This is a genomic window from Mycobacterium venezuelense, assembly GCF_054919535.1.
This window is the reverse complement of record NZ_JBONDW010000022.1, coordinates 38,593-65,518: the sequence shown is the minus strand read 5'-3', so window position 1 is coordinate 65,518 and position 26,926 is coordinate 38,593. Positions and strand designations below refer to the sequence as shown.

27 protein-coding genes are annotated in these 26,926 nt (G+C 67.5%); 9 read left to right on the top strand and 18 right to left on the bottom strand.

From position 1 onward, the window contains the following. Positions 1-198: 198 nt before the first annotated feature. Positions 199-2,274 (bottom strand): NAD-dependent DNA ligase LigA, encoded by a 2,076-nt coding sequence (gene ligA, locus ACRCUN_RS28555; RefSeq protein WP_462145059.1) that lies wholly within the window; start codon positions 2,272-2,274, stop codon positions 199-201. An 82-nt stretch (positions 2,275-2,356) separates the two neighbouring features. Further along, positions 2,357-2,944, bottom strand: a complete 588-nt coding sequence (locus tag ACRCUN_RS28550; RefSeq protein WP_462145058.1) for a class I SAM-dependent methyltransferase — start codon at positions 2,942-2,944, stop codon at positions 2,357-2,359. Between the two features lie 97 nt (positions 2,945-3,041). Between ACRCUN_RS28550 and ACRCUN_RS28545 the strand changes: the two genes are divergently transcribed. Together ACRCUN_RS28545 and ACRCUN_RS28540 are read left to right on the top strand one after the other, a co-directional pair. Beyond that, positions 3,042-3,443, top strand: a complete 402-nt coding sequence (locus ACRCUN_RS28545) for an MmcQ/YjbR family DNA-binding protein (RefSeq protein WP_462144985.1) — start codon at positions 3,042-3,044, stop codon at positions 3,441-3,443. Positions 3,444-3,455: 12 nt separating this feature from the next. After that, entirely contained in the window at positions 3,456-5,030 is a 1,575-nt protein-coding gene (locus ACRCUN_RS28540; protein ID WP_462144984.1) for a 4-coumarate--CoA ligase family protein, read from the top strand. 103 nt (positions 5,031-5,133) lie between these two features. Here ACRCUN_RS28540 and ACRCUN_RS28535 read toward each other — a convergent pair whose 3' ends face one another. From ACRCUN_RS28535 to ACRCUN_RS28485, 11 genes are all read right to left on the bottom strand, one after another. Continuing rightward, positions 5,134-5,454 (bottom strand): ArsR/SmtB family transcription factor, encoded by a 321-nt coding sequence (locus ACRCUN_RS28535; RefSeq protein WP_462144983.1) that lies wholly within the window; start codon positions 5,452-5,454, stop codon positions 5,134-5,136. Further along, positions 5,451-5,945, bottom strand: a complete 495-nt coding sequence (locus tag ACRCUN_RS28530) for an SRPBCC family protein (RefSeq protein ID WP_462144982.1) — start codon at positions 5,943-5,945, stop codon at positions 5,451-5,453. The genes ACRCUN_RS28535 and ACRCUN_RS28530 overlap by 4 nt, the downstream gene beginning before the upstream one ends. 70 nt (positions 5,946-6,015) lie before the next feature. Continuing rightward, positions 6,016-7,026: a uroporphyrinogen decarboxylase/cobalamine-independent methonine synthase family protein gene (locus ACRCUN_RS28525; protein WP_462144981.1), complete on the bottom strand. Its 1,011-nt coding sequence runs from the start codon at positions 7,024-7,026 to the stop codon at positions 6,016-6,018. A gap of 4 nt (positions 7,027-7,030) precedes the next feature. After that, positions 7,031-8,098, bottom strand: a complete 1,068-nt coding sequence (gene mnmA / locus ACRCUN_RS28520; protein WP_462144980.1) for a tRNA 2-thiouridine(34) synthase MnmA — start codon at positions 8,096-8,098, stop codon at positions 7,031-7,033. Further along, positions 8,098-9,309, bottom strand: a complete 1,212-nt coding sequence (locus ACRCUN_RS28515; protein WP_462144979.1) for a cysteine desulfurase family protein — start codon at positions 9,307-9,309, stop codon at positions 8,098-8,100. Before ACRCUN_RS28515 ends, mnmA begins: the two co-directional genes overlap by 1 nt. Positions 9,310-9,356: 47 nt before the next feature. After that, positions 9,357-10,199, bottom strand: coding sequence for a lysophospholipid acyltransferase family protein (locus ACRCUN_RS28510; protein WP_462144978.1), 843 nt, complete (start codon positions 10,197-10,199; stop codon positions 9,357-9,359). Then, positions 10,196-11,044 carry a GNAT family N-acetyltransferase gene (locus tag ACRCUN_RS28505; protein WP_462144977.1) on the bottom strand — a complete coding sequence of 283 codons (849 nt, stop codon included), beginning with the start codon at positions 11,042-11,044 and terminating at the stop codon, positions 10,196-10,198. The genes ACRCUN_RS28510 and ACRCUN_RS28505 overlap by 4 nt, the downstream gene beginning before the upstream one ends. 100 nt (positions 11,045-11,144) lie before the next feature. Continuing rightward, entirely contained in the window at positions 11,145-11,795 is a 651-nt protein-coding gene (locus ACRCUN_RS28500; protein ID WP_462144976.1) for a nitroreductase, read from the bottom strand. Between the two features lies 1 nt (position 11,796). After that, complete coding sequence (locus ACRCUN_RS28495) at positions 11,797-12,540, bottom strand: SDR family oxidoreductase (protein WP_462144975.1); 744 nt, start codon at positions 12,538-12,540, stop codon at positions 11,797-11,799. Positions 12,541-12,711: 171 nt separating this feature from the next. Then, the gene (locus ACRCUN_RS28490) at positions 12,712-13,668 is read right to left on the bottom strand and encodes an electron transfer flavoprotein subunit alpha/FixB family protein (RefSeq protein ID WP_462144974.1); all 957 of its coding nucleotides are present in this window, start codon (positions 13,666-13,668) and stop codon (positions 12,712-12,714) included. 45 nt (positions 13,669-13,713) lie between these two features. Then, positions 13,714-14,505, bottom strand: a complete 792-nt coding sequence (locus ACRCUN_RS28485; protein WP_462144973.1) for an electron transfer flavoprotein subunit beta/FixA family protein — start codon at positions 14,503-14,505, stop codon at positions 13,714-13,716. A 227-nt stretch (positions 14,506-14,732) separates the two neighbouring features. Here ACRCUN_RS28485 and ACRCUN_RS28480 point away from each other — a divergent pair, with 227 nt between their 5' ends. From ACRCUN_RS28480 to ACRCUN_RS28460, 5 genes are all read left to right on the top strand, one after another. Beyond that, entirely contained in the window at positions 14,733-15,512 is a 780-nt protein-coding gene (locus ACRCUN_RS28480) for a class I SAM-dependent methyltransferase (protein ID WP_462144972.1), read from the top strand. Further along, positions 15,509-17,056 carry a 1,4-alpha-glucan branching protein domain-containing protein gene (locus tag ACRCUN_RS28475; protein WP_462144971.1) on the top strand — a complete coding sequence of 516 codons (1,548 nt, stop codon included), beginning with the start codon at positions 15,509-15,511 and terminating at the stop codon, positions 17,054-17,056. Before ACRCUN_RS28480 ends, ACRCUN_RS28475 begins: the two co-directional genes overlap by 4 nt. A gap of 106 nt (positions 17,057-17,162) precedes the next feature. Beyond that, positions 17,163-18,404, top strand: coding sequence for a glycosyltransferase family 4 protein (locus tag ACRCUN_RS28470; RefSeq protein WP_462144970.1), 1,242 nt, complete (start codon positions 17,163-17,165; stop codon positions 18,402-18,404). Between the two features lie 45 nt (positions 18,405-18,449). Next, positions 18,450-19,817, top strand: coding sequence for an MFS transporter (locus tag ACRCUN_RS28465; RefSeq protein ID WP_462144969.1), 1,368 nt, complete (start codon positions 18,450-18,452; stop codon positions 19,815-19,817). After that, positions 19,810-20,574, top strand: a complete 765-nt coding sequence (locus ACRCUN_RS28460; RefSeq protein ID WP_462144968.1) for an ArsR/SmtB family transcription factor — start codon at positions 19,810-19,812, stop codon at positions 20,572-20,574. The genes ACRCUN_RS28465 and ACRCUN_RS28460 overlap by 8 nt, the downstream gene beginning before the upstream one ends. Positions 20,575-20,581: 7 nt before the next feature. Here the strand turns inward: ACRCUN_RS28460 and ACRCUN_RS28455 are convergent, their stop codons facing one another. From ACRCUN_RS28455 to ACRCUN_RS28445, 3 genes are read right to left on the bottom strand one after another with little or no spacing between them, the layout of a single operon-like run. Next, positions 20,582-20,896 (bottom strand): DUF202 domain-containing protein, encoded by a 315-nt coding sequence (locus ACRCUN_RS28455; protein WP_462144967.1) that lies wholly within the window; start codon positions 20,894-20,896, stop codon positions 20,582-20,584. Further along, a complete protein-coding gene (locus ACRCUN_RS28450; protein ID WP_462144966.1) occupies positions 20,893-21,261 on the bottom strand; it encodes a YidH family protein in 369 nt (122 codons plus the stop codon). The genes ACRCUN_RS28455 and ACRCUN_RS28450 overlap by 4 nt, the downstream gene beginning before the upstream one ends. Before the next feature lie 10 nt (positions 21,262-21,271). Then, positions 21,272-22,012, bottom strand: coding sequence for an acyltransferase (locus ACRCUN_RS28445; protein ID WP_462144965.1), 741 nt, complete (start codon positions 22,010-22,012; stop codon positions 21,272-21,274). A 95-nt stretch (positions 22,013-22,107) separates the two neighbouring features. Here ACRCUN_RS28445 and ACRCUN_RS28440 point away from each other — a divergent pair, with 95 nt between their 5' ends. Both ACRCUN_RS28440 and ACRCUN_RS28435 read left to right on the top strand, forming a co-directional pair. Then, positions 22,108-23,391, top strand: coding sequence for a BamB-related PQQ repeat family beta-propellar protein (locus tag ACRCUN_RS28440; RefSeq protein ID WP_462144964.1), 1,284 nt, complete (start codon positions 22,108-22,110; stop codon positions 23,389-23,391). 69 nt (positions 23,392-23,460) lie between these two features. Continuing rightward, positions 23,461-25,005, top strand: coding sequence for an alanine/glycine:cation symporter family protein (locus ACRCUN_RS28435; RefSeq protein WP_462144963.1), 1,545 nt, complete (start codon positions 23,461-23,463; stop codon positions 25,003-25,005). A 15-nt stretch (positions 25,006-25,020) separates the two neighbouring features. On the opposite strand, the gene ACRCUN_RS28430 is transcribed toward ACRCUN_RS28435, so the two are convergent. Next, on the bottom strand, positions 25,021-25,719 hold the full coding sequence (locus ACRCUN_RS28430; RefSeq protein WP_462144962.1) for an esterase: 699 nt from the start codon (positions 25,717-25,719) through the stop codon (positions 25,021-25,023). A gap of 70 nt (positions 25,720-25,789) precedes the next feature. Then, positions 25,790-26,923, bottom strand: a complete 1,134-nt coding sequence (locus ACRCUN_RS28425; protein ID WP_462145057.1) for a THUMP-like domain-containing protein — start codon at positions 26,921-26,923, stop codon at positions 25,790-25,792. Between the last annotated feature and the right edge of the window lie 3 nt (positions 26,924-26,926).

Below are 26,926 nucleotides of genomic sequence, written 5' to 3'. Positions count from 1 at the left end.
CCCCACTTCTCGCAACTTGATCACTGCGCACAAACAAGCCCGGAACTTTCCATCGCTCGGAGGCATTGTAACCAGCCATTGATGGCCGCGCCGACATCAATTTTCCGGACCGCCGGTACGGCGAACTGTCGTCGTCCGCCTAATTCAGCAACTTTGCTGCGGTCGGCGACCGATCGGCGCGATAACAGAAACTGGCGGCTAATCCGTATCGGCCGGTGGACCGTCAGCCAGCAGTCGCCTGAATCCGTCCTCGTCGAGAATCGGCACGCCGAGTTCGACGGCCTTGTCGTATTTCGATCCGGGAGCATCTCCGGCGACAACGTAGGCCGTCTTCTTCGAGACCGAACTGGCGGCCTTGCCGCCGCGGCTGATGATCGCCTCCTTGGCCTCGTCGCGCGAGAAGCCCGGCAACGACCCCGTGACCACGATCGACAGGCCTTCGAGGGTGCGCTCCACACTGGCGTCACGCTCGTCGGCCATCCGGACCCCGGCCGCGCGCCACTTGTCGACGATCGCCCGATGCCAGTCGACGGTGAACCAATCGACCACGGCCGCCGCGATGGTCGGCCCAACACCCTCGACGCCGGCCAGCCGCTCCTCCGAGGCTTCGACGATTGCATCGAGGCTCGCGAACTCGGTTGCCAGCGCCCGCGCCGCCGTCGGTCCGACGTGGCGGATGGACAGCGCCACGAGAACTCGCCACAGCGGCTGCGCCTTGGCCTTGTCGAGATTGGCCAGCAGCCGCTTGCCGTTGGCCGACAGCTCACCGGCCTTGGTGGTGAACAGCTCGGTGCGCAGCAGTTCTTCGGCGGTCAGGGTGAAGAGATCGCCTTCGTCGGCGATGACTCCGGCCTGCAGCAGTGCGGTCGCGGCCTCGTAGCCCAGCCCTTCGATGTCGAATGCGCCACGCCCTGCGACATGGAACACGCGCTCCCGTAACTGTGCCGGACAGCTACGGGTGTTCGGACAACGGATGTCGGCGTCGCCCTCCTTGGCCGGCGCCAGCACGGTGCCGCACTCGGGACACGTTGTGGGCATGACGAATTCGTATTCTGATCCATCGCGCAGGTCGACGACGGGGCCCAGCACCTCGGGGATGACGTCACCGGCTTTGCGGATCACCACGGTGTCGCCGATCAGCACGCCTTTTCGTTTGACCTCGGTGGCGTTGTGGAGGGTGGCCAGTCCGACCGTCGAGCCCGCGACCTTGACCGGCTCCATGTAGGCGAACGGCGTGACGCGGCCCGTGCGCCCCACGCTCACCCGGATGTCGAGCAGCTTGGTCGTGGCTTCCTCTGGCGGATACTTGTAAGCCACGGCCCAGCGGGGCGCCCGCGACGTCGACCCCAACCGGCGCTGCAGCGCGACCTCGTCGACTTTGACCACCAGTCCGTCGATTTCGTGTTCGACGTCATGACGGCGTTCGCCCCAGTACGCGATCCGCTCGGCGACCTCCGCGACACCGGACACCCTGACGGTGTGTTCGGAGACCGGCAGCCCCCACGCGCCGAGCGCGAGGTACGCGTCATGCAGGGTTTTGAAACTGAAGCCCGCAGTGCTCTCCACACGGCCCAGCCCGTGACAGATCATCCGTAGTTTGCGCCGAGCGGTGACCGCCGGGTTCTTCTGCCGCAGTGAGCCGGCGGCGCTGTTGCGCGGGTTCGCGAACGGTGGTTTGCCCTCGGCGACCAGGCCCGCGTTGAGGTCTTCGAAGTCGGACACCCGGAAGAAGACCTCACCGCGCACCTCGAGGACGTCAGGCACCGGGAACTCGTCGGAGGCGGTGAGCTGCTCGGGGATGTCGTCGATCGTGCGCGCGTTGAGCGTGACGTCCTCACCCGTGCGGCCGTCACCTCGGGTGGCGGCCCGCACCAGCCGGCCCTTCCGGTAGACGAGCGCCAACGCCACGCCGTCGATCTTGAGCTCACACAGGTAGTGCGCGGCATCCCCGGTTTCCCCGCTGATACGGGCGGCCCAGGCCGTCAGCTCATCGGAATCGAACACGTTGTCCAACGACAACATTCGCTCCAGATGCTCGGCCGGTGCGAAGTCGGTGGCGAACCCGGCGCCGCCGACGAGCTGCGTTGGCGAATCCGGGGTGCGCAGCTCGGGATGGGACTCCTCGAGGGCCTGCAGTTCACGCAGCAGCTTGTCGAACTCCGCGTCGGAGATGATCGGCGCGTCTCTGACGTAGTACCGGAACTGATGCTCACGGACCTCGTCGGCCAGTTCCTGCCAGCGTCGCCGCACATCGGCGTCGGGCTGTTCGGGCAGCACCGTCTCGGGATCTCCGGTTTGCTTCGCGCTCACTCTGGCAGGCTATCCGAGCCCGCTGACAGGCCGGCGCAGGTCAGGTCTACGGCAAGCGGCGAAATCGCACGATGTCGTGCCAGCGGTCGCCGCAGGCGTCCTGGAAGACAAAATCCTCGGATTCGGCGAGCTCGCGTAACTCGTTGACACTGAGCCGGTCTGGGTCCGGGAACCCTTCACGGAACACCAGCAGACCGCCCGGCTTGATGACCCGGTGCAGAGATCGGATACACGCCGGCTTGTCGGGTACCTCACCGATCACCGCTGCCAGGAACGCCACGTCGAAGGTGTCGTCGTGGAACGGCAACCCCGCACCGGCCTCGCCGACATGGAAGCCGTTGTTGTAGCAGCCGGCCTGGTCGAGCGCGTGCCTGGCCTTATCGAGCATTTCGAGTTGGATGTCGAACAGATCCAAGCGGCCGGTGGTAAGCCTTCGGGCGATCGCCACGCTGAAGTATCCCGGGCCCGGCCCCAGTTCGAGGACCCGTTCGTGCCCGGTCAGCCCCAGGCTTGTCGCGGCCCGGTCATGGCTGCCGGTCAGGCGCCGCAGCGGATTGTTCAGGATGAATGCGGCCTGGTGAGGGAAGGGAAACGTGCCTGCTGCGCGGCGCGTTTGCCGGGCCAGCGTATCCAGCCAGGTAGTGGGCATCGAGCACCTCCAGATTGAAGATGAGGTAAGGCTACCCTAATTCGATACCTGCGGTATTGCTTCGTACCGCTACTCTGACGACATGCCGCACCCGATCATGTTCAGCGACGACGATCCCGGGCTGGCCGAGCTCCGTGCCATCACGTTGTCGTTCCCGGAGGCGTTCGAAAAGGTGTCGTGGGGTCGGCCGGTGTTCTGCGCGCCGAAGATGTTCGCCATGTACGGCGGCAACGCCAAGACCGAGACACGCGGCGAGATGATCGCTTATCCGCACTCAGTACTGGTCAAGGTCGACGACAGCGACGGTAAGGCGTTGGAACAGGACAGCCGCTTCTACTTCCCGGCCTACATGGGACCGTTCGGCTGGCTAGGCCTGGATTTCACTGCCGCGGAGGTCGATTGGGACGAAGTGCGTGAGCTCGTCGACGCCTCGTTCCGCATGGTCGCACCGAAAAAGCTCATCAAACAACTCGACGAACGCTGACCGGAGGCACCTTTGAGTTTCGCCAGCCCTTTTCCCGACGTCCAGATCCCAACGGTCAGCGTCCACGAATATCTGTTCGCCGACCTGACCGCGGCCGACGCCGACCGCATCGCCCTCGTCGACGCCAATACCGGCGCCGAGACCACCTACGGCGAACTGGTGAAGCGCATCGACGCGTTCGCCGGTGCGCTCGCCGGGCGCGGGATCGGTCCGGGTGACGTGGTCGCCCTGCTGTCACCGAACAGCTCGGCGTTCGCGATCGCATTCCACGGCATCCTGCGCTCGGGCGCCACGGCGACGACGGTAAACGCCTTGTTCACCGCCAAGGACATCGCCAAGCAGCTGACCGATGCGAAGGCGAAAATGCTGATCACGGTCAACGCGCTGCTGCCGCAGGCAGTCGAGGGCGCGGCGGCCGCCGGACTCGGCGAGGACCAGGTGGTGGCCCTCGACGGCGGCGGATTGCCCGACGGACATCGCGCCCCCGACGTGAGCTTCGACCCGGCCACACATCTCGCCGTGCTGCCCTACAGCTCGGGTACGACGGCAAATCCCAAGGGCGTCATGCTCACTCACGGCAATCTGACCGCCAACGTCGCTCAGATCCGGCCGTTGCAGGGCATGCAGGCCGACGACCGCCTGCTGGCCGTGCTGCCGTTTTTTCACATCTACGGGATGACCGTTTTGCTCAACGCCGCGCTGCACGCGCGGGCGCGGCTGATCATCATGCCGTCGTTCGATCTCGGTGAATTCCTCGGCAACATCGCCGAGCACAAGTGCACGTATGCCTACATCGCTCCCCCGGTGGCCGTCGCGTTGGCCAAGCACCCACTCGTCGACTCGTACGATCTGTCGTCCCTGCGGGGCATCATGTCGGGGGCGGCATCGCTCGACGCCGAACTCGGCCATGCCGTGGCAAACCGCCTGGGCTGCAACGTCGTACAAGGCTACGGCATGAGCGAGTTGAGCCCCGTCAGCCATATCACCCCGCACGACGGCGGACTCGCCTCGATCGGCACGGTCGCACCGCTGGATTCGTGCGGATGGACAGTGCCCAACGCCGAGAGCAAGCTCGTCGATCCGGATACCGGTGCCGAGATCGGCATTCCGGCAGAGGGTTTGAGCGAAACCGGTGAATTGTGGTTCAGAGGCCCCAATGTGATGGCCGGGTACCTCGGTAACGAACAGGCCACCCGCGAAACCATCGACGCCGACGGTTTCCTGCACACCGGCGATCTCGCCAAGGTGGATGCCACCGGATGCGTCTACATCGTCGACCGCCTCAAAGAGCTCATCAAGTACAAGGGCTATCAGGTGCCGCCCGCCGAGCTCGAAGCGGTGCTGCTGACCCATCCGCACATCGCCGACGCCGCCGTCATCGGTGTGCACGACAGCGAGTCCGGCGAGGAAGTGCCCAAAGCCTTTGTGGTCAAACAACCTGACGCCGACCTGACCGGCGATGAGGTGATCGCATTCGTCGCCGGCCAGGTCGCGCCGTACAAGAAGGTCCGCCAGGTCGAGTTCATCGACGCCGTGCCGAAATCGGCGGCAGGAAAGATCCTCCGTCGGCAATTGCGCGGCAAGTAATTCCGACGCCGGTGCTTGCTGGCTTGCTGGCTTGCCCGCGATTGTCTGGCCGGCCCGCGATTGTCACGCCAGAGTGACGGCCGACGCACACAAACGGCGCCCGCTAGTCCTCGACGTAGGCACGCAACCGATCGATCGCGCGATCCCAGCGGCGCGACAGTGTGGTCAAGTAGTCGCTGGCCTCAGCGAGTGGCTCGGGCCGGATCTCCCAGATCCGTTCCCTGCCTTGCCGATGACTGCGCACCAGACCAACTGCCTCCATCAAGAGCAGGTGCTTGGTGGCCGCCTGGCGTGAGACCGCGATGACCTCGGTCAGTTGCGCGGTCGAGCACGGGCCGCCGTCGCAGAGCCGGGTGACGATCCGCAGTCGGTTGGGATCTCCCAGCGCGTCAAACAGCGGCGCGCGATCGTCGACGGCGGTCACACGGACTCGTGCAATGCCAGATACTTGCGCACCAGATCGGTCTGGTGCGCCCAGCCCTCGCTGTTTGCCTCGAAGGCCGATGCCCGGCGCTCGGCGGGGATGGCGTCGAATCCCGATTCGACGATGCGCAGCAGAACCCCGTCGGCCGCCTCGGACAGGCTGAACTCCACGAGGGTCGTGGGTTCGGCCGAGTAGTCCGAATCCTGGTCGACGGCATAGGGATGCCAGCGGAACGCGAGCCGGTGGGGCGCCTCGACGGCCACGATCTGCCAGGTGTCGGCCTGGCCCGTGTAGGGCTCCTGCATGGCGGCGACCTCCTCGTCCACCTCGGTCGGCGTGATCACGCCGGTCACCGACGTTCCCGCGACGAACGGGCCGTCGAAGCGCACCCCGAACCATCGGCCGAACTCGTCGGCGTCACTGATGGCTCGCCAGACCCGGTCCAGGGGCGCGCGCAGCAGAACTTCTTTTTCGATGCGATCAGTACTCATATGCAACCTTTCAGTTGCTTCTCAGCGTAGAACCGCACCACGCCAAGCGCAACCTTTTGGTTGCTCCTGATCAGATCGCGTCGGGATCCTCGGCGAACGCGTCAGCGGCCTTCTGTGCCAGCTCGATCGCCGTACGCGCCCATTGCGGTGTGGCGCCGGCCAGTCCGCACGCGGGCGTGATGCCGATCCGGTCGCGCAGCACGGCGCGCGAGAACCCGAGCCGGTCGATCAGCGTCACGGCCGCTTTCGCGATCTCCTCCGACGACGGCTTGCGCTCGGGCGCGGTCGCCGGGACGACGCCCAACAGCACCGTGCGGCCCGAGTCCACGAACTCGCCGACGCCGTCGAGATCCGCAGGCGTCAGCGTGGACACGTCGACGGATATAGCGTGAATACTGCTGCGCAGCAACGCCTTCCAAGGCAACTCAGCGGAACAACTGTGTAATGCGACGTCTGCTCCTGCCGCCGCGACGCACGCGTCGAGCAAGCTCATGGCCAACGGTTCGTCGACCGGATGCACGGGCGTCAGACTGGTCACGCCGGTCAGCCGGCCGTGCAGCGCGGCGGGCAGCGATGGTTCGTCCAGTTGTACGACGACGGGCGTATCTAGCCGGCGGGCCACCTCCGCGCGGTGCATGGCCACGCCTTCTGCCAGCGAGGCGGCCAGATCGCGCAATGCTCCCCGGTCGGTGATGGCGCGGTGCCCTCCGGACAGCTCCAACTGTGCGGCCAGGGTGATCGGACCGGGCGCCTGCACCTTGACCGCGCGCCCGCTGCCGCGCAACCCCGCCCGCTCCCACGCCTCTTCCAACGCGTCGATGTCCTCGCCAAGCAGGCTGACCGCGCGGCGCAGCGCAGCGCTGCGCCCGGACGCGATGCGGTACCCGCGAGGCACGGTGTCGATGCCGATGTCCACGAGCAACGCCCCGGCCCGGCCGATCAGGTCGGCCCCGAGCCCGCGGGCCGGAAGCTCCACCAAATGTGACAGCGTATACAGCTCTCCGACAACGACTTCGGCCGCCTGCCGCGCTGTGGTGCCGGGCCACGATCCGACACCGGTCGCGGCCGCGAATTTGCTCACGCGCTCACCGCGCGATGGTCGCGCTGGCGATGACCTCGTCACCGGCCGGGTCGGGCCGGTAGAGCACCATGGTCTGCCCGGGAGCCACGCCACGCAGCGGCGCGCGCATGCCGACCACCAGCCGGCCATCCCGCAGTTCGGCCACGGCATCGGTGATACCGCCGTGCGCGCGCACCTGGATCTGGCATTCGACCGGACTGGTGAACGCTGTCCCACTGGTGAACACGGGCTTGTCGCCGATCAGCTCCCGAACCTCGAGATCCTCGGCGGATCCCACGCGCACCGTGCCGCTCTCCGCGTCGATCGACGTGACGTAGCGGGGCCGGCCGTCCGCGCCCGGTCCGGCGATACCGAGACCCTTGCGCTGGCCGATCGTGAAAGCGTGCACACCGTCGTGCTCGGCGAGTACCGTCCCGCTCGCGTCGACCACCGAGCCGCGGCGGACGCCGATTCGCGCACCGAGAAACGCCTGCGTATCCCCGGACGGGATGAAGCAGATGTCGTGGCTGTCGGGCTTCTGCGCCACCGCCAGGCCGCGGGTGGCGGCCTCGGCTCGGATCTGCGGCTTTGGGGTGTCACCGATCGGGAACAGCGCATGCCGCAACTGGTCGGCGGTCAGCACGCCCAGAACGTAGGACTGGTCCTTGTCGGCGTCGACGGCCCGGCGCAGCCGACCCTCCGAGAGCCGTGCGTAGTGCCCGGTGGCGACGGCGTCGAAGCCCAGCGCGAGCGCCCTGGCCGCCAGCGCGGAGAACTTGATCTTCTCGTTGCAGCGCACACACGGATTCGGGGTCTCGCCGCGCGCATAGGATTCGACGAAGTCGTCGATCACATCGTCCTTGAAGCGGTCGGCGAAATCCCACACGTAGAAAGGGATTTCGAGAATATCGGCGACGCGGCGGGCGTCGCCGGCGTCCTCCTTCGAGCAGCAGCCTCGCGATCCGGTGCGCAGCGTCCCGGGCGCCGACGACAGCGCCAGATGCACACCGACCACATCATGGCCCGCGTCGACCATCCGGGCGGCGGCCACCGACGAATCCACGCCGCCGCTCATCGCGACCAGAACCCGCATCAGCTCACCGTTCCCGCGCTCGCGAGCGCCGCCTGCCTGGCCCGCTCGACGGCGGCGGGCAGCACCTCGAGCGCGGCGTCGACATCGGCCTCGGTGCTGGTGTGCCCCAGCGAAAGTCGTAGCGACCCCCGCGCGTTGGCGGCGTCGGCGCCCATCGCGATCAGTACGTGCGACGGCCGCGCCACCCCGGCGGTGCACGCCGAGCCGGTCGAGCACTCGACACCCTTCGCGTCGAGCAGCATGAGCAACGAATCGCCTTCGCACCCACGGAAAGTGAAGTGCGTGTTGCCCGGCAGCCGGTCCGCGCCACGGGCGCCGTTGAGGTAGGCATCGTCGATGGTCGACAAGACGCCTTCGATCAGGCGATCACGCAAAGCCTGTATGCGGGCGCTGTTTTCGGTCAGGCCCGCGATGGCGACCTTGGCCGCCGTGGCCATCGCGACGGCACCGGCCACATCAGGTGTGCCCGACCGCACGTCACGCTCCTGGCCACCGCCGTGCAGCAGTGGCACACATGCGGTGTCCCGGCGCAGCAGCAGCGCGCCGACGCCCATCGGTCCGCCGAATTTGTGCGCGGCGATGCTCATCGCCGCAAGTCCGCTGCCTGCGAAGTCAACCGGTATCTGCCCGACCGCCTGAATGGCGTCGCTGTGGATCGGAACGTCGAATTCGGCGGCGACGGCTGCGAGTTCGGCGATCGGCATGATGGTGCCGACCTCGTTGTTGGCCCACATGATCGATACCAGGGCCACATCGTCGCCGGCAAGCGCGTCACGCAGTGCGGCCGGCGCGACAGCACCGTCGGCATCGACGGGAAGCCATGTCACCTCGGCACCCTCGTGGTCGACGAGCCACTGCACGGCGTCGAGCACGGCATGGTGTTCGACGGACGTGGTGACGATCCGCCGCCGCGTCGGTTCGGCGTCACGCCGGGCCCAGAAGATGCCTTTGACCGCAAGGTTGTCGCTCTCGGTGCCGCCCGCGGTGAAGATCACTTCCGACGGACGGGCACCCAGCGACTGCGCCAGCGCTTCGCGCGCTTCCTCCATCCTGCGGCGGGCCAACCGGCCGGACCCATGCAGCGACGAGGCATTGCCGACACTCGCCAGCACAGCCGTCATCGCCTCGATGGCGGCTGGATGCATCGGCGTCGTCGCGGCGTGATCGAGGTAGACCTGCCCGCCAGAGGACGCGGTCGAGGTAGAGGTCATAACCTCTCCAGGATAGCCGCCGTTTCGCGGCAGGCCCGATCGCCGGGTCAGGCCGCCAAGGCGTGCGCCGGGGCGCTGGGTAGCAGTTGCTCGCTACGCACCGCGGCCTCGCAGCGCGCCGCCAGTGCGCGTCGATCCTCGCCGGGCAGCTGCAGCGACCCCACATGCACGTGGCAGACCGTGCGACGTGCGGTGATGACGCGCTTGATCGACTGAAGCAACGTGTCATCGCCGACGAAGGCCGGCGTGGTCGACGGCCTGCCGTCGCGGTGCCGGTAGTTCAGCCGCAGCGGCTGTACCGGGCGGGCGGCATCGATCGCGGCCTGGAACATCGCCGGCCGGAACGGCCCGTAGGCGAGACCGCACCACGTGGTGCCTTCCGGGAAGGCCACCACGGTGTGGCCGGCGCGCAGGCGTTCGGCCACCGTGTGCACCACGGCAGGCAGCCGGCGCAGGCTGCCGCGGTCGATCGGGATCACCTTCATGATGCGGGCGAGCCTGCCGACCGCCGGCCATTCGACGAGGTCGGCACGTGCGACGAACGAGCCGGGCAGCACGGCGCCGATCGTGAAGATGTCCAGCCACGACACGTGCCCGCTGACCACGAGCACACCTTGAAGGTTGCGAATCGGACCGCCCGACACCGAGATTCGCACGCCTAGGCAGCGCAGCATCAGCCGGCAGTAGAACCGCTGGATGTGAGAACGACCCGGCATCGGCACCGCGAGCAGTGGCACACCGGGCGCCAGGAGGACCGCCATCGCGACCCGCACCGTCGTGCGGACCCACACCACCAGCCTGCGGCCGGCCTCGGCGCTGCCCGCGTGGACGCAGCTGGCGTCACACGAGGCCTTCGGCAGCCACGAGTGCTCGCACACCGTGCTGGTCACGGCGTTCCCCCGGTCATGCCGTCGGCCATGTCGGCTGCCGCCGCGACCGAGCGAAGGCGCTTGAGGTAGCGGACATCGGCCTTGCGCTTGTCCAGCAGGGCCGGGAAATCGCCGACGCCGAAGTCCGGATCGTGGGCCGGTTCACCGCACACCTGCGCGCCCAGTCGCAGGTAGCCCCGCATGAGCGGGGGCACCGTGGTCCGTGACGGCGGATCGATGTCGTCGAGACCCTTTCCGTCGAGCACCACCGGCCGATTGGGGTACACCGTGTACTCCTCCGGTGCGGCGTGCCTGCGCCGGACGAAGTCACGGACCCCGCGGATCTGGGTGCCCGGCGGTCCGTCCGCATTACCTGCGACCGGCACCGAAACGCATCCCGTCACGTAGTCGTATCCGGAGCGGTCCAGGTAGGCCAGAATGCCCGCCCACATCAGCAGCACGACACCGCCGTTGCGGTGATCGGCACGGACGACCGCGCGGCCCATCTCGACCAACGACGGGCGCAGCGCGTCGAGCCCACGCACGTCGAACTCGGTGGCCGTGTACAACCCGCCTGCGGCAATGGCACCCGGCGGCGGCAACATGCGGTAGCAGCCCACCAGCTCGCCGGTTCCGTCTTCGCGCACCAGCAGGTGATCGCAGTGCTCGTCGAACCGGTCGGCGTCCCGGCCGTCGAGCTCCCCGCTGAGGGCGAATCCGGGCTCGGACGTGAAGACGTCGTGGCGCAGCCGCTGGGCTGCCTCGATGAGCTCGGCGTCGGTGGACAGCAGCAAGGTGTAGCGCGGCGCGTCGGGCGCCGCGCCGTCGGCATGATCAGCGGCGATGAGTACAGATACAGCGCTCATAGCCAGCACGGTCGCCCAGCCGGGTCTCCGGACGGCATCGCGCGCGTGACGTGTCTGTGAGCGGAAGGTGACGAATTGTTCGGTGTGAGGTTGGTCACCCTCAATCGTCGTAGAACACCACGTTCGCCTCGACGGGATTTCGCGGTATGTCGAGGGTGTTGGCGGCGAAGTCCGGGTCGGGATAGCCGATCGACACTCCGCAGAGCACGGTCATCTCGTCGGGAATCTCGAGTACGTCGTGCAGCACGTCGGGACACATGGCAATCGAGACCTGCACGCAGCTACCGATACCGCGCTCGGTCAGCGCCAACAGGAACGTCTGGAGGAACATGCCGACACCGATCGCGTCGGCCGGCCCCAGGTCACGGTCCATACACACCACTCCGGCGAGTGGAGCGCCGAAGAACTCCCAATTGCGCAGCTGTGCCTGCCAGCGCGCGTCGGTGTCCTCGCGCGCGATGCCCATCGACCCATAGACGAGCGCGCCGAGTTCGGCGCGCAGGTGGTGGAAACTGTCGGGCAATCCCAGCGACTGCGGCCGCCGTGCCCGTACCTCCGCCGACAATGCCTTGACCAGGCGCTCCCGCCGCGGCCCGGCCGCGAAGAACACCCGCCACGGCTGCACATTGGAGTTCGACGGCGCTCGCATCGCGAGCGCGAGCGCCTCCTCGACCTCCTCCCGTGGCACCGCCCGGTCCGGAAGGAACTTCCGGATCGACCGGCGCGCACGGACTACCTCGTCGAGCTCCATGTCACCTGCCGGCGATCCAGTCCGCGAAGCGAATGTCGGCGAGCTTGCCATCGTCACCGGTGACGAGGCTGTTGTCGTCGACGGCCGTGCCGAAATAGGTGGCGTTCGAGTCCACGACGACGGGCTTGTTGTCACCCTGCTTGTCCAGCACCGTCTGCGCCATCTCGGCGAACGAAAGCTTCTCGGGCCCACCGATGTTCACCACACCGTTGATCGCAGCGGTCTGAGCGGCCCGAGCCACCTCAGCGGCGACCTCGGGGGCGGCGATGAGCTGGATCCGCGCATCGGGGACCCGCACCTCGTCGCCGACGACGAGCGATCCCGTGATCGCCTCGGCGAATTCGTGGAACTGGGTGGCCCGCACGATCGTGTACGGCAGCCCCGAGGCGACGATGGCCTTCTCCTGGGCGACCTTCGCGCGCATGTAGCCGCTCGCGGGCAGCTCGTCGGCGTTCACGATGGACAGCGCCACGTAGTGCTCGACTCCGGTGGCCTTGGCCGCCTCCACCAGGTTGCGGGTCGACGTGGTGAAGAAGTCCATCACCGGGTCGTCGGCGAACGACGGTGAATTGACCACGTCGACGAGCACATCGGCCCCGTCGAGCGCTTCTTTGAGCCCGTCGCCGGTCAGAACGTCGGCCCCGGACTGCCGCGATGCGGCTACGACGTCGTACCCGGACTCGGTGAGCAGTTCCACCACCTTCGAACCGATCTGACCGGTAGCGCCGAAAACTGTGACCTTCATGGTGCGAATACCTTCCTCGGTGTGGTTGTTGCCTGAATCCACACTGGCACTCGAGGGCCCGGTGACGAACCCCGGAAAGTCCGTAGTTTCCGCCGGAAACCAAGGGTTGCCGACAACGCAAAACCCCGGCGCACCGAGTGCACCGGGGTTTTGTCGAACTGCTGTGAAGCGTCAGCCCTTGCGAGCCTTGACGGCCTCGGTCAGCTGCGGGGTGACCTTGAACAGGTCACCGACGATGCCGAGATCGGCGATCTCGAAGATCGGCGCCTCTTCGTCCTTGTTCACCGCGATGATCGTCTTCGACGTCTGCATACCGGCGCGGTGCTGGATCGCACCGGAGATGCCCAGCGCGATGTACAGCTGCGGCGAAACGGTCTTGCCGGTCTGGCCGACCTGGAACTGGCCCGGGTAGTAGCCCGAGTCGACCGCGGCACGCGAGGCACCGACGGCGCCACCGAGCGAGTCGGCGAGCTCTTCGACCACCGAGAAGTTGTCGGCACTGCCGACACCGCGGCCACCGGCGACCACGACCGTGGCCTCGGTGAGCTCGGGGCGGTCGCCGGCGACGGCGGGCTCACGCTTGGTGATCTTGGTCGCGGTCTCGGCCTGGGCCGGCACCTCGACGTTGACGACCTCGCCTGCACCGTCGGCCGGGGCGGCCTCGACCGAGCCCGGACGCACGGTGATCACCGGGGTGTCACTGGTCACCTGGGCCTCGACGGTGAAGGCGCCACCGAAGATGCTGTGGACGCCCACCGCACCCTCCTTGACGTCGACGACGTCGACCAGCAGGCCCGAGCCGATGCGGGCGGCGAGGCGACCGGCGATCTCCTTGCCGTCGGCGCTGGCGGCGATCAGCACGCCGGCGGGCGCGGCCGACTCGGCCAGCCCGGCCAGCACGTCGACCACGGGGGTGATCAGGTAGTTCTCGACGTCATCGGACTCGGCGACGTAGATCTTGGCCGCGCCGGCAGCCTTCAGTCCGTCGGTGAGCGGCGCCGCCGAGCCCGGCTTGCCCACCACAACGGCGGCAGGCTCACCCAGCACCCGGGCGGCGGTAAGCAGTTCGGCGCTGACCTTCTTCAGTGCGCCATCGGCGTGCTCGACGAGCACAAGTACTTCAGCCATGGGTTCTCGTATGTCTTTCGCGTCTCGTGAATTCGGAATGAGCTGCTAGATCAGCTTCTGCGCAACCAGGTAGTCGGCGATCTTGGTGCCGCCGTCGCCTTCGTCGGTCACCTTCTCGCCAGCCGTCTTGGGCGGCTTCGGGGTCGAGGACAGCACCTTCGACCCGGCGTTGGCGACGCCGACCTCGTCGGCCTCGACGCCGATCTCGGCAAGCGTGAGCACGGTGACTTCCTTCTTCTTGGCGGCCATGATGCCCTTGAAGGAGGGGAAGCGGGGCTCGTTGATCTTCTCGTTGACGCTGACGACGGCAGGCAGCGACGCCTCGAGGGTGAACACACCGTCATCGGTCTCGCGCTCAGCGGTGACCTTGCCGCCCTCGACGTTCAGCTTGCGAACGTGCGTGAGCTGGGGCAGGCCGAGATACTCGGCGATGACCGCGGGAACCGCGCCGCCGACACCGTCGGTGGCCTCGTTACCGGCGATGACCAGCTCGGTGCCCTCGATGGTGCCCAGTGCGCGGGCGAGCGCCCATGCGGTCTGGATGACATCGGAGCCGTGCAGGCCGTCATCTTTGAGGTGCACTGCCTTGTCGGCACCCATGGACAGGGCCTTGCGGATTGCCTCGGTGGCACGCTCCGGACCGGCGGTCAGCACGGTCACGGTGCTGTCGCCGCCCTCGCGCTCCTTGATCAACAGTGCCTCTTCAACGGCACGCTCGTTGATCTCGTCGAGCACGGCGTCCGCAGCCTCACGGTCGAGGGTGAAATCGCCGTCGGAAAGCTTGCGCTCCGACCAAGTGTCTGGGACCTGTTTGATCAGGACCACGATGTTCGTCATGACTCTGGTTCGTCCTCCTCGATGAGGCCGGTAACCGGCCCAATATCACGTTCTAAGCTACTAGCACCATGTTACCCGTCGGTAACTTTCGGTGGTTCGCAGGAACACCATAGCTGGTCGAAGTTCGTATTCCGGCCGCCCCTATCACACCGCCCCAGAGGGGAAGTGTTGGTGGATCGGCCACCAACACCTTCACCCTGGGTAAGCCTGGGTTAGCCTGCCTTCCAATGAGCGCATTCGTGGGCGACCCGGGGAACGCCCTACCCCTGACCGGCGAGCGAACCATCCCCGGCTTGGCCGAGGAAAACTACTGGTTCCGTCGCCACGAAGTGGTCTACCAGCGGCTGGCCGACCGCTGCATCGACCGCGATGTCCTGGAGGCGGGCTGCGGCGAGGGATACGGTGCCGACCTCATTGCGGATGTCGCTCGCCATGTCATCGGGCTTGATTACGACGAGGCGACGGTCGCCCATGTGCGCGCCCGCTACCCGCGGGTCGACATCCGCCACGGAAACCTCGCCGAGCTGCCCCTGGCCGACGGCTCGGTCGACGTCGTCGTGAACTTCCAGGTCATCGAACACCTGTGGGATCAGGCGCAATTCGTTGCCGAGTGTTACCGCGTGCTGCGACCGGGCGGCCTGTTCATGGTGTCAACGCCCAACCGCATCACCTTCTCCCCCGGCCGCGACACCCCGTTGAACCCGTTCCACACGCGCGAACTCAACGCCGCCGAGCTGACCGACCTGCTGGAGACGGCCGGGTTCGACATCGAGGGCATCTACGGGGTCTTCCACGGCGCGGGCCTGACCGAGATGGACGAGCGCCACGGCGGTTCGATCATCGAGGCGCAGGTGCAGCGCGCGGTGGCCGATGCACCATGGCCCGAGCAGTTGCTCGCCGACGTCGCCGCGGTGCGTACCGACGACTTCGATCTCGAGGAAGCCGGACGCAACAACCGCGACATCGACGACAGCCTCGACCTCGTCGCGATCGCGGTGCGGCCGTGACGCAACCGTCGAACCCCGAGCCGGTCCCCGGCTTATTCACGCTCGTCCTCCACACACACCTGCCATGGCTTGCCCACCATGGCCGATGGCCGGTGGGAGAAGAGTGGCTCTACCAGTCGTGGGCAGCGGCCTATCTGCCGCTGATGCGCGTGTTGCGCACGTTGGCCGCCGAAAATCGCACGCACCTCATCACACTGGGGATGACGCCGGTCGTGACGGCCCAGCTCGACGACCCGTACTGCCTGACCGGCATGCATCACTGGCTGGCCAACTGGCAGCTGCGGGCGCTGGAGGCCACGACGCTGCGTGACCCGAAAGCCTTGCGCAAGTTCGGGGCTCGCGAATACGACGAAGCCGGTTCGGCGCTCGAGGATTTCACCGGCCGCTGGCGGCACGGCGCCAGCCCGCTGCTGCGTGAGCTCATCGACGCCGAGACCATCGAACTCCTCGGCGGCCCGTTGTCGCACCCGTTCCAGCCGCTGCTCAACCCGCGGCTGCGCGAATTCGCGCTGCGGGAGGGACTTGCCGACGCCAGGCAGCGTTTCGCACACACGCCGAAGGGCATCTGGGCGCCCGAGTGCGCCTATGCGCCTGGCATGGAAACCGGTTATGCCGCAGCAGGTGTCGGCCATTTCATGGTGGACGGACCCTCGCTGCACGGCGATACGACGCTCGGCCGCCCGGTCGGTGATTCCGATGTCATCGCGTTCGGCCGCGACCTGCAGGTCAGCTATCGCGTGTGGTCACCCAAATCCGGGTATCCCGGCCACGCCGCCTACCGCGATTTCCACACCTACGACCACACCACGGGCCTCAAGCCGGCACGCGTCACCGGACGCAATGTGCCGTCCGAAGAGAAGGCGCCCTACGACCCTCAGCGCGCCGACCGCGCCGTCGACGACCATGTCGCCGACTTCGTCGAGGTGGTGCGCCGGCGGCTGACGGCAGAAAGCGAGCGGATCGGCCGGCCCGCCCACGTCGTCGCCGCATTCGACACCGAGCTGTTCGGCCACTGGTGGTACGAGGGGCCGATCTGGTTGGAGCGCGTGCTGCGGGCATTACCCGAGGCCGGCGTGCGGGTGGGCACGCTTTCGGACGCCATCGCCGGCGGCTTCGTCGGCAGCCCGGTCGAATTGCCGCCCAGCTCATGGGGTTCGGGCAAGGACTGGCAGGTCTGGAACGGGGAGCCGGTGGCCGATCTGGTACAGCTCAACAACGAAGTCGTCGACAGTGCGCTGAGCACCGTCGACAAAGCCCTGACTCAGCACGCCACGATCGGTTCGCCGACCCCACGGGACCGCGTCGCCGACCAGATCCTGCGCGAAACACTGCTCACGGTCTCCAGCGACTGGCCGTTCATGGTCAGCAAGGAGTCGGCTGCCGAGTACGCGCGCTACCGCGCACACCTGCACGCCCATGCCACGCGGGAAATCTCCGATGCGTTGGCTTCCGGCCGTCGCGAGCACGCCGAGCGTCTCGCCGACGGCTGGAACAAGGCCGACGGTCTGTTCGGCGCCCTCGACGCGCGGCGGCTCCCGAGATGACGATGACCCCCACCCCCTGCACCGCGAGCGTGCGCGTCTGTCGCCCGACACGCCGCCCAGCGCCAGCAGTTTGCGCACGCTCACCGAAGCCCGAAGGCACGCAACTGTGAAAATCCTGATGGTGTCATGGGAGTACCCGCCAGTCGTCGTCGGCGGCCTCGGCCGCCACGTGCATCACCTGGCGACCGCGCTGGCGGCCGACGGCCACGAGGTCGTGGTCCTCAGCCGCAGGCCCTCGGGCACCGATCCGAGCACGCATCCGTCGACCGACGAGGTCAGCGAAGGCGTCCGCGTCGTCGCCGCCGCGCAGGATCCGCACGAATTCGACTTCGGAAACGACATGATGGCCTGGACGCTCGCGATGGGCCACGCGATGGTGCGAACCGGCCTCGCGGTCAAGGACCACTCCGGCAACCCGTGGCTCCCCGACGTGGTGCATGCCCACGACTGGCTCGTCGCCCATCCGGCCATCGCTCTCGCTGAATTCTTCGACGTCCCACTGGTTTCCACCATCCACGCGACCGAGGCAGGTAGGCATTCCGGGTGGGTTTCTGGCCAGATCAGCCGGCAGGTGCATGCCGTCGAATCGTGGCTGGTACGTGAATCCGATTCGCTGATCACCTGTTCGACCTCGATGGACGGCGAGATCACCGACCTCTTCGGCCCCGAGCTCGCCGAGATCCGCGTGATCCGCAACGGAATCGACGCGGAACTTTGGCCGTTCGCGCGACGGCAGCCCCGGCAGGGCCCGGCGCAGCTGCTCTACGTCGGACGGCTGGAGTACGAGAAGGGCGTTCACGACGCGATAGCGGCGCTCCCCCGCATCCGTCGCGCACACCCCGGCACGACACTCACGATCGCCGGTGACGGCACACAGCAGCAATGGCTCATCGAGCAGGCCCGAAAACACAAGGTGCTCAAGGCCACCCGGTTCGTCGGGCGGCTCGGCCACGACGACCTGGTGCGTGCGCTGCAAGCGGCCGACGCCGCCGTTCTCCCCAGCCACTACGAGCCGTTCGGCATCGTGGCGCTGGAAGCCGCGGCCACCGGAACCCCGCTCGTCACTTCGAACGTCGGCGGGCTAGGCGAGGCGGTGATCGACAGCCAGACCGGAATGTCTTTCGCCCCAAGGGATGTGGCCGGTCTGGCCGCAGCGGTGCGTGCGGTCCTCGATGACCCCGATGCCGCACAGAATCGCGCGATCGCGGCCCGTGAGCGGCTCACCGCTGACTTCGACTGGCACACTGTCGCGGCCGAGACGTCGCAGGTGTACCTGGCGGCCAAACGCCGCGAACGCGAGCCCCATTCCCGCCGTCCCATCGTCGAGCACGCGCTGCCCGACCGCTGAAACACTTCGACCGGCGTCGAATCATTGCGCGCCTAGCGTGCGGGTATGGCACTCACGCGTTCCCAGATATTCACTCTGATCGCGGCCTACCTCGGGCTTTTCGTGGGCCTCGTCGACGCGAACGCGGTCAATCTCGCGTTGCCCGCCATCGGGACCGATCTCGGTGGCGGGGTGCCCGCAGCGCAATGGACGATCGACGCCTACAACGTCACGTTCGCCGCGTTGCTGCTCACGGCCGGTTCGCTCGGCGACCGGTTCGGCCGGCGCCGGCTGCTGCGTATCGGCCTGGTGACGTTCGTCGCCGCGTCGCTGGCGTGCGCATTGGCACCGACGACACCGTTCCTTCTGGTCGCCAGGGCCGCTCAGGGCGTCGGCGCGGCGATGATGCTTCCGCAGGGTTTGGCGATCACCGCCGCGGCATTCCCGGACCCCGCCGACCGGGCCAGATCGACTGCCGCCTGGGCGATGGCTGCAGCGAGCAGCACCGCGGTCGGACCGTTGCTCGGCGGTGTGTTCGCCGACACCGTCGGCTGGCGCTCGATATTCTGGCTCAACGCCCCGGTGGGCGCACTGGCGTTGCTGCTGAGCTACCGTCACCTCCCGGAATCACGCGATCCGGCCGCGGCCCATATCGACCTGGTGGGACAACTGCTCGCCGTACTGGCGCTCGGTTCGCTGACCGTCGCACTCGTGGAGTGGCGGACGTCGCCGCCCGGCCGCATCGCGGTGATCGCGCTGGTGGCCGCGATTTCGACGGTGGCCTTCATCAGGTTGCAACGCCGGCGCCCGCATCCGATGCTGCCGCTCGACATGTTCGGTAGCCGCCGCCTGGTCGCCGCCCTGCTCGCGACGTTCACTATGACGTTCGGCATCTACGGGCTTCTGCTCGTCAATACCTTTGCGTTCCAACAACTCCGGGGATTGAGCGCGCTGGCAACGGCGATCTGGTTTCTGCCGATGCCCGTGATTTATCTGATGTTGATCCCGGCGGCGACCAGCCTGGCCCGCCGGACCAGCCCGCGCGCCGCGATGACGGCGGGCCTGGTCGTGATGGCCGGTGGTCTGGTGCTCTATGCCGCGGCGGGCGCAGGGTCTGCGATCTGGCTGCTGGAGGCGTCGTTCGCCCTTGCCGGGGCCGGGTTGGCACTCACCACCGGGCCTGCCGTCGCGCTGGCGATGTCGGCGATGCCGGTGCGGCGCTCCGGGTTGGCAGCGGGCGTGGTGAATCTGGCTCGGCTGCTGGGTATCACTGTCGGTGTGGCGGTGTTGGGTAGCACCATGGCGGCGGTCGGTGGCGACGCGGGCGTGCGCGCCGCGTTGCTGCTCGGCGGTTTGTGCCAGCTGACCGCCGCGATCGCGGTGACCGCGATGGTGCGCTCCGGCGCACGAGAAGCGGAGGTGTGCGATGTATGACGCGCAGGATCTGCCGTCGGTGGCCGACGTCGACATCGCGGCACTGGGCGGGCTGCTTGCCGACCCGGCCAGGTGCAAAGTGCTGCTGGCCCTCGACGACGGTCGTGCACTGCCTGCGAGTGTCCTTGCCGACGAGGCAGGCGTAAGTCGCCCCACCGCCAGCAGTCACCTGCACAAGCTCACCGATGCCGGTCTGCTGTCGGTCCAGACCCACGGCCGCCACCGCTATTACCGCCTCGCCGGTCCAGAGGTCGGTGCACTGCTCGAACAGCTCGGCCGGCTCGCCCCGTCGCGTCCCGTGACGTCATTGCGCGAGGGCACCAGGGCGGCGCGGTTACGCAGCGCGCGAACCTGTTACGACCACATCGCAGGGCGGTTGGGTGTGCAGATCATGGGCAGCCTGATCGATCGGGAGGTGCTCGCAGGCGGGGACGGCCACTATGACGCAAGCCGTGACGCGCGCGACGCGCTCAGCAGTCCAGGCCGCGACGTCCCGTACGAGCTCACCGAACACGGCCGTGACTTCCTGGCCCGGGCCGGAATCCGATTGCCCTCGGGCAGAAGGCCACTCGTCCGCTATTGCGTGGACTGGACCGAACAGCGCCATCATCTCGCGGGCGGCCTTGGGCAGGCCGTGCTCGACCGAAGCCTGTCGGCCGGCTGGCTCAAGCGCGTACCGCGCGGCCGGGCACTCACGGTCACCGATGCGGGACGGGCCGCGCTGAGCGAGGTCTTCGGTGTCGCGTGGGACGGTTGAGCGCCCACTACTGCGGCAACGAAAGCACCGACACGGCAATGAGAATCAGCACGGCCGCCGTCACCGCGTGCACCTCGACGGTGGGCGCCAGTCGTTTCGGCAGTGGCTCACGGGCAAGCAAACGCTGCCTGCGGACCCCGACGAGATACGTCAGCAGCGAGATCACCACCGCCACGCCCGCCGCCACCAATCCGAACCCGGCCCGATGGTCCTGGATGTCGTGCAGCATGTGCACCGCCCCGGTCCCGAGCACCGCGAACGAGGTACGCGTCCATGACAGCGCCGTCCGCTGCGCCGGCAGGGTCTGCTCGAAAGTCCTCAACCCGTCACCAGCTTCACCACGGCGCCGACCAGGACCAGCAGGCCGATCACGCACAATCCCACCGCCAGGTAACCCGGAGTGGGATGGCGCGGCAGCGAAGTGCCTGCCCGCATGGCGCGGTCGACCTGGCGCCAACGCCACAGCCCGACCCCGGCGGTCGCCGTCGCCAACATCGTCAGCACCAAACCCAGGATGTGGCGGGCGCCGGGCAGACCCAGATCCGGAACGAACTGAATCACCGCGACCGCGGCCGCAAGCAGCCCCAACGAAGTGCGCTGCCAGGCCAGAAACGTCCGCTCATTGGCGAGCGTGAAACGGTAATCCGGTTCCTCGTCGGGCTCTGGAGTCTGGCCGGACTGCTGCACCGCTGTGAGCTTAGTTGCTCGCAGCCTTCTTGCGTTCGATGTCGGCCAGTGCCGCAGCCAGTTCGGCTCGCTGTGCCGCCGAAGTGTCCCACGCCAGCTTGCGGTTCTTGACCACCTTGGCGGGTGACCCGACCGCGATCGAGTGATCCGGGATGTCACCCTTGACCACCGCGTGCGCGCCGAGCACGCAGCCGCGTCCCACCGTCGTGCCCCGCAGCACCGTCACCTTGGCGGCGATCCAGGTGTCGGGGCCGATCCGCACCGGGCTCTTGATGATGCCCTGGTCCTTGATCGGGACGTTGATGTCATCCATCTTGTGGTCGAAGTCGCATATGTAGCACCAGTCGGCCATCAGCGCCGAGTCGCCGAGCTCGATGTCGAGGTAGGTGTTGATGACATTGTCGCGGCCCAGCACCACCTTGTCGCCGATCCGCAGAGAACCCTCGTGGCATCGGATGGTGTTCTTGTCACCGATGTGCACCCAGCGGCCGATCTCCATCTGGGCCAGCTCCGGGGTGCACTGGATCTCGACACCCTTGCCGAGGAACACCATGCCGCGGGTGATGATGTGCGGGTTGGCCAGCTTGAATTTCAGCAACCGCCAATACCGCACCAGGTACCACGGGGTGAACGCCCGGTTGGCGATGACCCACTTGAGCGATGCCATCGTGAGAAAGTCGGCCTGGCGCGGGTCGCGCAGCCGGGACCCACGCCACCGTTTGTGAATCGGTGCGCCCCACATCGTCGTCATGGCCGGAAAGCCTACGCGAGCGCGCATGGGCCGCCGGGTTACCCTCACGTGGTCGATCCATGCGGCCCAGTCCGGCTTCCCGACGAAAGGACACCGTGATCCGGCGATACCTTGCACTGGCGGTAGCTGCGCTGCTCACGGGCCTGCTCGCCGGATGTGAGAACACCGATTCCTGGGTCGAGGCGCACGCCGCTTCAGGGTGGTCGGCGCAGTACGGAGACGCCGCCAACAGCAGCTTCACCGCGACTCCCGGCGCTGACAATCTGCGCCTGGAGTGGAGCCGGTCCGCCAAGGGCGACATGGCCGCGCAGGTGGCGTTGGGCTCGGCTCAGTATCTGGCGGTCAACGCGCAGAGTGCTGGCGGTTGCTCGCTGATGGTCTGGGAGGCCGACAACAACGCCCGGCAACGCTGGTGCACCCGTCTGGTGCAGGGCGGCGGTTGGTCGAGTCCACTGTTCGATGGCTTCGACAACCTGTACGTCGGCCAGCCCGGCGCCATGCTGTCCTTTCCACCGACCCAATGGATCCGGTGGCGGCAGCCGGTGATCGGCATGCCGACGACGCCGAGGCTTCTCACCGACGGACAGCTGTTGGTGACCACCCATCTCGGTCAGGTCCTGGTGTTCGACGCGCATCGCGGCACGGTTGAGGGCACGCCCCTTGACCTCGTGTCGGGCGTCGACCCGACCGATCCGCAGCGCGGCCTGGCCGACTGCCAACTGGCCCGGTCCCGTTGCCCGGTGGCGGCCGCGCCTGCGTTCTCGGCTGCGAGCGACACCGTGGTCCTGACGTTGTGGGAACCCGGCGCCGAAGCGCCCGTGCTGATCGGGCTGAAGTACCGGCCCGGTCAGACGCCGCTGTTGGCGCGGGAGTGGACCAGCGATGCCGTGGGTCGAGGCCCGTTCGCCAGCCCGGTCCTTTCGGCGGACGGCGCGACGGCCTACGTGAACGGGCGCGACGAACAGCTGTGGGCCATCAACACCGCCGACGGTTCGGTGAAATGGTCGGTGCCACTGGACTATCTGGCGCAAACTCCGCCGTCCGTGTCTCCCGACGGCCTCATCGTGGCGGGCGGCGGCCCGGACGCGAAGCTCGTCGCCGTGCGAGACGCCGGCGACCGCGGCGAGGTCGTGTGGACGCGTGACGACGTCACCCCGCTGTCCACGTCGAGCCGCTCGGGCGGTGTCGGCTACACCGTGGCTCGCGAGGGCGGGCACGGCCAGGCGCTGCTGGTCTTCGACAGTGCGGACGGACGCACGGTCAACACCTACCCTCTGCCGGAGGCGACGGGCTGGCCCGTCGGCGTGTCGATCGCCCACGACCGTCGCGTCGTCACCGCCACCAGTGACGGGCAGGTCTACGGCTTCGCGCCGGCCTGAGCAGAAGATCTAACCCCGAGTTGACAGGTTTTTAACAGTCAACGGCCAGACACATGCCAGTATCCGACTGTGTCGGACTTCCTTGACAACGTAAACGGTTACGTCTGGAGCAGCGCACTGGTGTACCTGTGCCTGGCTGCGGGCGTCTACTTCTCCATTCGGACGCGGTTCGTCCAGGTACGCCAGGTGCCGGAGATGGTTCGCCTGATGCTCAGAGGCGAGAAGTCGCCGTCCGGGGTGTCGTCGTTTCAGGCGCTGACCATGTCGCTTGCCGGTCGGGTCGGCACCGGCAACATCGCGGGAGTTGCCACCGCGATCGCGTTCGGCGGTCCCGGCGCACTGTTCTGGATGTGGGCGGTGGCCTTCCTCGGCGCATCGACATCCTTCGTGGAGTGCACGCTCGGCCAGATCTACAAAACCCGCGACCGGTTGACCGGGGAGTACCGCGGCGGGCCGGCTTATTACCTCAGCCGGGCGCTGGCGCATACGCGCGGCGCGGGGTTCTTCAAGGTCTACGGGATGGTCTTCGCGGCTGTCACCATCCTTGCCTGTGGCCTGTTGCTGCCCAGCGTCCAATCGAATTCGATGGCGGCCGCGATGAATTCGGCCTGGGGGTTCTCGACGTGGTGGGTTGCGGTCGGCACCGTGATCGTGCTGGCCTTCGTCATCATCGGTGGCGTCAAACGTATCGCGGCATTCGCGTCGATCGTGGTGCCGTTCATGGCGGTCGTCTACATCGCGCTCGCCCTCGTGATCGTCGCGGTCAATGCGAGCCAGGTCCCAGAGGTTCTGCGGATGATCTTTGCCAGCGCATTCGGCCTTGACTCGGCATTCGGCGCGATCATCGGGTCTGCGGTGATGTGGGGCGTCAAACGCGGGATCTACTCGAACGAGGCAGGCCAGGGCACCGGTCCGCACGCCGCCGCTGCCGCCGAAGTGTCCCACCCGGCCAAGCAGGGGCTGGTGCAAGCATTCGCGGTCTACGTCGACACGCTGTTCATCTGCTCGGCCACCGGCTTTCTCATCCTCTCGACGGGTGCCTACCGAGTCTTCGAGGGAGAGAGCGAGACGGGCGCGGTGCTCGCAGACGGTGGCCTGCTGCCGTCGGACGCGGCCGTGGGGCCTGCCTTCGCGCAGGTCGGCTTCGACTCGCTGTGGAGCGGTGCCGGTGCCTCGTTCATCGCAATCTCGTTGGCGTTCTTCTGCTTCACCACGCTGGTCGCCTACTACTACATGGCCGAGACGAACCTGCGGTTCATCCTCGGCAAGGCCAACTCGGTCCCGGTCCCGCTGATTCGCGGCACCGTGGGGTCGAACGCGACGATGCTGCTGCAGGCGCTGATCCTGGTGTCGGTGGTCATCGGGGCCATCTCGACCGCCACCGAGGCCTGGACACTGGGCGACATCGGCGTCGGATTGATGGCGTGGCTCAACATCATCGGCATCATCATCCTGCAGCGCCCGGCCCTCGCCGCCCTGCGGGACTACGAGAATCAGCAGAAGGCCGGCCTGGATCCCGTGTTCGACCCACTCCACCTCGGGATCACCGGCGCCGCGTTCTGGGAATCCTACGATCCCACCGGCGAGAAGAACCGCGCCTCGACGACGGTGTGATCCGCCGATGCCCGCTCAGGCGAGCATCGGCGCCAGCGCTGAGCGCGGCACGGCCGCCTGGGTGGCCCCGGCGGCTTCGGCAAGCAGTTCGCCCTGGCCGAAGAAGAAGATCACCGAGTCGTCGGTGATCGCGAAGTTCTGGTAGTGCGTGGGGTCCAACCCGGCCGACGGCGGTATCGCCTGCTCGACGCCCGATTGCTTCTGCAGTTCGCGCTGCACGATCGGGAAGATGACGTCGAGCGGCCTGGCGCCGGGCTTGAACAGCGTGCCGAAGGTGATCGGCGCCCGGGTGAGCAGGTCGTAGTTGAACGCCTTGTACCAGGTCTGCGGATGAGCTCCGCCGACGTTCTGGTACACCTCGAACACCAGGCTCTGGGTGCGCGGTGGCAGGCCCGGAACGCCGGAGGTGTAGGCGGTTCCCCTCGCGTCGAGCACATACGGCTGGTCACGGGATCCCGGCATGTCCGAGACGTTGACGAATCCATCTCGGGTCTGGATCAGGTAACCGGCGACGGCCTGTTGATCGGGGTAGCCCTCGGGGAACGTGTAGTCCAGCGTGTATGCGGCGTTGGCGGTATGAACCTGGCACACCTGATCCTGGTCAACCGTGCCGCCGAGTTCGGCACATGCGGTCTGGGCGGCTGCCGTCGGCACGCCGCCCCAGCCGCCGAGCAGACCGGCCGCGATCAGCGCCAGCACATGGGGAATTCGCATCCTCAGTCGTCCTCGCAAGGGGATCAAGTCACGCCGATACCGGCGCATCGGATTCAAGCCTACTGGCGGGTCACCACGACGGCCGACAAATGAATGCCGTTGCCCGACTGGCCGCCCCGGATCCCAGCCGGGTGATGACGACCGCGAGCCGCTCCTCGCCGCGCAGCCGCAACCGTGCCCGCAGCGCATCGGGGTCCACGTCGACGCCGCGGATCAGGATCTCGACCGCACCCACCGACCTGGCCGCAAGCGCTGTCCGCAGCCGCCGCTCGTGGTAGCCGAGCTGTTCGAGGACCTCGAACCCGCGCACCCCGTCCGGTAGCTGCTCGCCGGACAGATAGGCGATGTCGGGATCGAGTTGCCACAATCCGTGCCGAGCCGCGTAGTGCCGGACCAGTCCGGCCCGCACGACCGCGCCGTCCGGGTCCACAATCCACCGACCGGCAGGTGCCAACGGACAGTCATCGGGGTCGAGGTCGGTGATGTGTTCGTCGCGATCCAGCACCGTGGCCCGTCTGCGCACGCCGGCGTCGGTGAGCCCCGGCGACCACAGGCACGCCTCGCGCACTCCCCCGCCCAGCGATGTCACTTCGATCTCTCCGGCGAACCCGAGCCGCTCCACTTGGTCGAAATCGATTCCGGGAGCACACTTCACGACCAGATCCCGGTCGCGGTAAGTCTCTAGAACGGCGTCGAGCGCCGGGGTGTAGGCGCGCGGGTCGAACCGGCGCCGGCCCCCCTGGCGCCGGGCGGGGTCGAGAATCACGACCGTGTCCCGGGTGATGGGCCGCAATGCGTCGGCCCGGCACAGATCCACGCCGTCGACGTTGTTCGCAGCCATCGCCAGGCGCACCGAATCGATGTCGCTGCCGACGACTTGCGCGGCCGTATCCTTCAGCGCCGCAAGCTCACCGCCGATCGAGCACGTCGCGTCGTGCACCCGCGCGCCACTCAATCGCGCTGCCCGGTGGGCGGCCACCGGCGTCGCGGTGGCCTGCTGCAGCGCCTCGTCGGTGAACAGCCAGTCCGACGGGTCGTCGAACTTGGCCGCCGCACGCCGACGCAGCTGCACGGTTTCGACCAGGACAGCGGCACGGTCACCGAATCGCGTTCGCAGCGCGGCGATATCGCTCACCAGCGTGGTCCCCGACAGCGAATATCCGCCGACCTGACACAAAGCCTGCCTACCCGCCTCCGAACGCAGGTA

What these genes read in the sequence shown, in the direction of transcription:
- ACRCUN_RS28545 (WP_462144985.1), top strand. Translation starts at nt 3,042, where the DNA reads ATGCCGCACCCGATCATGTTCAGCGACGACGATCCCGGGCTGGCCGAG.
- ACRCUN_RS28530 (WP_462144982.1), bottom strand. Translation starts at nt 5,945, where the DNA reads ATGAGTACTGATCGCATCGAAAAAGAAGTTCTGCTGCGCGCGCCCCTG.
- mnmA (WP_462144980.1), bottom strand. Translation starts at nt 8,098, where the DNA reads ATGCGGGTTCTGGTCGCGATGAGCGGCGGCGTGGATTCGTCGGTGGCC.
- ACRCUN_RS28515 (WP_462144979.1), bottom strand. Translation starts at nt 9,309, where the DNA reads ATGACCTCTACCTCGACCGCGTCCTCTGGCGGGCAGGTCTACCTCGAT.
- ACRCUN_RS28505 (WP_462144977.1), bottom strand. Translation starts at nt 11,044, where the DNA reads ATGAGCGCTGTATCTGTACTCATCGCCGCTGATCATGCCGACGGCGCG.
- ACRCUN_RS28500 (WP_462144976.1), bottom strand. Translation starts at nt 11,795, where the DNA reads ATGGAGCTCGACGAGGTAGTCCGTGCGCGCCGGTCGATCCGGAAGTTC.
- ACRCUN_RS28495 (WP_462144975.1), bottom strand. Translation starts at nt 12,540, where the DNA reads ATGAAGGTCACAGTTTTCGGCGCTACCGGTCAGATCGGTTCGAAGGTG.
- ACRCUN_RS28490 (WP_462144974.1), bottom strand. Translation starts at nt 13,668, where the DNA reads ATGGCTGAAGTACTTGTGCTCGTCGAGCACGCCGATGGCGCACTGAAG.
- ACRCUN_RS28485 (WP_462144973.1), bottom strand. Translation starts at nt 14,505, where the DNA reads ATGACGAACATCGTGGTCCTGATCAAACAGGTCCCAGACACTTGGTCG.
- ACRCUN_RS28480 (WP_462144972.1), top strand. Translation starts at nt 14,733, where the DNA reads ATGAGCGCATTCGTGGGCGACCCGGGGAACGCCCTACCCCTGACCGGC.
- ACRCUN_RS28465 (WP_462144969.1), top strand. Translation starts at nt 18,450, where the DNA reads ATGGCACTCACGCGTTCCCAGATATTCACTCTGATCGCGGCCTACCTC.
- ACRCUN_RS28460 (WP_462144968.1), top strand. Translation starts at nt 19,810, where the DNA reads ATGTATGACGCGCAGGATCTGCCGTCGGTGGCCGACGTCGACATCGCG.
- ACRCUN_RS28445 (WP_462144965.1), bottom strand. Translation starts at nt 22,012, where the DNA reads ATGACGACGATGTGGGGCGCACCGATTCACAAACGGTGGCGTGGGTCC.
- ACRCUN_RS28430 (WP_462144962.1), bottom strand. Translation starts at nt 25,719, where the DNA reads ATGCGAATTCCCCATGTGCTGGCGCTGATCGCGGCCGGTCTGCTCGGC.